Origin of the sequence: Mesorhizobium sp. M7A.F.Ca.CA.002.09.1.1, from assembly GCF_003998555.1 — a bacterium.
GTDB lineage: Bacteria > Pseudomonadota > Alphaproteobacteria > Rhizobiales > Rhizobiaceae > Mesorhizobium > Mesorhizobium ciceri.
Genome location: NZ_RZRR01000639.1, coordinates 1 through 3,363 on the forward strand (window position 1 = coordinate 1; position 3,363 = coordinate 3,363).

4 protein-coding genes are annotated in these 3,363 nt (G+C 64.8%); 1 reads left to right on the forward strand and 3 read right to left on the reverse strand.

Annotated elements, in window-relative coordinates; translation table 11 throughout:
- Positions 1 to 482 (forward strand): siderophore-interacting protein (locus EN994_RS23615; RefSeq protein WP_164746112.1); only part of this gene is annotated, 482 nt, incomplete at its 5' end.
- Here the strand turns inward: EN994_RS23615 and EN994_RS23620 are convergent.
- From EN994_RS23620 to EN994_RS23630, 3 genes are all read right to left on the reverse strand, one after another.
- Positions 443 to 901: a DUF126 domain-containing protein gene (locus EN994_RS23620; RefSeq protein WP_013530810.1), complete on the reverse strand. Its 459-nt coding sequence runs from the start codon at positions 899 to 901 to the stop codon at positions 443 to 445. The genes EN994_RS23615 and EN994_RS23620 overlap by 40 nt on opposite strands.
- A complete protein-coding gene (locus tag EN994_RS23625; RefSeq protein WP_063168548.1) occupies positions 898 to 2,148 on the reverse strand; it encodes an aconitase X in 1,251 nt (416 codons plus the stop codon). Before EN994_RS23625 ends, EN994_RS23620 begins: the two co-directional genes overlap by 4 nt.
- A gap of 70 nt (positions 2,149 to 2,218) precedes the next feature.
- Entirely contained in the window at positions 2,219 to 3,283 is a 1,065-nt protein-coding gene (locus EN994_RS23630) for an ABC transporter ATP-binding protein (RefSeq protein WP_063168549.1), read from the reverse strand.
- Positions 3,284 to 3,363: the final 80 nt, after the last annotated feature.

A 3,363-nucleotide genomic window follows, 5' to 3' on the forward strand; every position in this document is an offset into this window, starting at 1 on the left:
ATCCCGGCGAGAGCGTCGGCTCCGCCTGGGCCATGCAGGCCGCGCCCAGCATGAAGGTTGGCATCATGGGCCCGGTCGGCCGTCCGGTGCGGCAGGCAGAATGGTACGTCATGGGCGCCGACGAAACCGGCTTGCCGGCGCTGGCTCGGCTGCTGGAGACGCTACCGGCCGGGACAAAAGGCGTCGCCTTCGTCGAGATCGCCAATGATGGTGAAAGACAAGCGATCAACAATGGCACGGGCATCGAGGTTCATTGGCTGACACGGGATGGCGTGGCGGCGGGCGAGGACAGACTGCTGGCCGAGGCTGTCCGCTCGGTGGCGTGGCCGCAGGACGGTTCGGCCTTCGGCTGGTTCGCGGCGGAAGCCGCTGCCGCCAAGATCGTGCGCGAATGTTGGCGCGACACGCTGGGGCTTGGTCGCGATCAAACGCTGGCGGCGGCCTATTGGCGGCGTGGCTCTGCCGGATTGATGGCGGGGTGAACTCTGATGATCGGCCCGCGGTCTTTGCCGATGCCGATATCAATTTGATCACCGGAGACAAGGTTCGAAATATCGCACACCACCAGCGGCATGCGGATGTCATAAAGAAATTCGGCAACGATGGCACCGACCGCCAGGATCGGGTCCGGCCGCTCCAGAAGAATACCGGCCGGCGCCGTGCCCCTGCGGATCGCCTCGGCCAGGACCGAGGATGAAGACGACGAGCCGCGCCCGCTCGGCATGACCAAAATCCTGCCAGCGACATTTCGGCCGAGGCCGGGGTGCGAATGGTCTGTTATCTCGCCGGTCTCGGCATCGATACCGCCCCAGAAGCTGAGCGGTTGCGAAAACACCAGCGCCTGACCCTCAGCGTCACCGGCCAGCTGGAAAGTGCCGGTTCGTTCCACCGGTCGCGTCATGACGCGCTCCGCACAACATGCCCGGCCGCAGCAGAGCGGATGCAATCCCGCATCTCGGCGAAGGCGACGGACACACCGATATTGCCGGGTGCGTAGTGCGCCCATTTGCCGGAATTGGTCATCACCACGCCATCGAGGCGTTCCAGGATCGATGTGACATAGGTGCAGGTATCGGCGACCGGGATCAGGCCGAACGCCTCCATACCGGCCAGCGCGCCCTCCTCCTGCAATCGCGTCAGCGTCGCGCGGCCGGTGTTGACATAGATCGGAATGCGCCTACCCGGTGCTGCCTCGCGCAGCAACGGCAACAGTCGCATCCATTCCTCATGCGAAAAATGCGGCGTGCCGAGCGACACGGCCGCCAGCGGCGCGCCATCGGGCACGGTCGATAGCCTGGCCAGCGCATGATCGATGTCGGCGCGGCTGATGCGGATCGTCTCGTCAGGCGCATGACCCTGGAACGCCTCGTCGAGCGTCATCGCTTCCGGCGTGATGCCGACCGCATGGAACAGCGCCACAGCACCCGTCGTTGCCGCCGCCGCGCCCAACGCCTTCAGCTGGTCCTCGTCGCGCGGTTGCGGCAGGCCGGCAATCACCGGAATGCGGTCGCCGCTCGCCTGCCCGATGACAAGTCCGATGCCGACGAACAGGCTGTCGCTCGGCTCGGGGTCGGCAAAGGCCAGTTCGAACAAGATCCGGCCGCGCCGGTTCTCGCTCAGATGCAGACCCCAGGCCGGCGCGCGCCCGGTCATGGCGCAGCACAGATCGATGAAATCGCCATAGCGGTTGGTGCGCGCGCCAATCACCGAATTGGCAAAGACGATGGCGTTGGACTCACCCCAGGCGATCTGCTGCCCAAAGCTCGGCCGGAAGCGCGTCTGGTAGGGCGCGCAGGTGAATGTCGCCTGGCAGCCGAGCTCCATATGCGCCTTCATCAACCGTCGCGCCGGCACCTCTTCGGCCGCCGGCAATTTCACCATGCCGGGATGGATGAGATCGAACGACCCGACATTCAGCGTCGTCGGCACCTGCACGCGGCCGCCACCTTCGACCAGCCGCTCGACGAAATCGAGACCGGCCTTGCCATGGTAGAGACAACCATCGATATGCGCGCCGGCAATGTCGAGCAGACGACCTGCCCCGATCGCATTGGAAAAGGCGACCAGGATTTTCATGGCAGCAGCCGCTGACAGGCCATGCTCGCCGTCGAGCATGGATCGGTCGCGTGCAGTCAGTTCCAGGGTCATCGGTATGCTCCGGGTCGTGCCCGTCTATGCTGTCCCTGATTGCGGACGGTCTGGCAAGACCCGGTGAGGATCAGTTCGCCGCGATCAACACCGTGCTTTCAGGCGACCAGCGCAGCACGACATCCTGACCTTCTGCCAGCCGTTCCATGCCGGTATTCTGCACAATCACTTTCAACGTCTGACCAGCACGCTCGACGAAATAGGTGCTGTTGCTGCCGGCGAAGATGCGCTTGGAAACCTGTCCCTTGAGCATGTTGGCGTTGCCATCCGGTGCTCCGGCATCCCTGGCGATGCGGATGCGTTCGGGCCGCACGGCACAGCTCGCCTTGGCGCCGGCGGCAAGCTTGGCACCCACACCAGCGGCAATCGCCGTTCCGTCCGCCAGCCGGATGCCATCGCCCGTGCTGTCGCCGCGAAAAATGTTGGCGTCGCCGAGGAAGGTGGCGGCGAACTCGCTCTTCGGCCTGTTATAGATCTCCTCCGGCGGCCCCTCCTGCACCAGCCTGCCGTCGCGCAATATGCCGATGCGGTCGCTCATCGTCAGCGCTTCTTCCTGGTCGTGCGTGACGAAGATGGTGGTGATGCCGATCTCGCGCTGGATGCGCTTGAGCTCGATCTGCATATCGACGCGCAGCGCCTTGTCGAGCGCGCCGAGCGGCTCGTCGAGCAAAAGCACGCGCGGCTTGGTGACGATAGCGCGGGCGAGAGCCACACGCTGCCGCTGCCCGCCGGAGAGTTGGTGCGGCCGGCGGCCACCAAGCTTGCCGAGCTGCACCAGATCGAGCGCGCGCTGCACCTCCGTTGCAATCACCGCCTTGGCCTCGCCGCGCACCGACAGGCCGAAGGCGACATTGTCGGCGACGCTCATATTGGGAAACAGCGCATAGTTCTGGAACACCATGCCGATGCGCCGCTTTTCGACCGGCACCCGCTCGACGCTCTCGCCGCCGATGGTGATGCGGCCCGAATCGGGAAAATCGAAACCGGCAATCTGGCGCAGCAGCGTGGTCTTGCCGCTGCCCGACGGCCCCAGCAGCGCATAGAACCCGCCATCGGCGAAATCGATGGAGACATTGTCCAGCGCCTTGTGTGCGCCGAAACTGCGCGAGACATCAGATACCTGCACGCCGGCCATTATTTCTCTCCGCCGAATTTGAAGAACCGCGCCGTGAGCAGCATCAGCGCCATCGACACGACAATGATGATCGTCGAGAC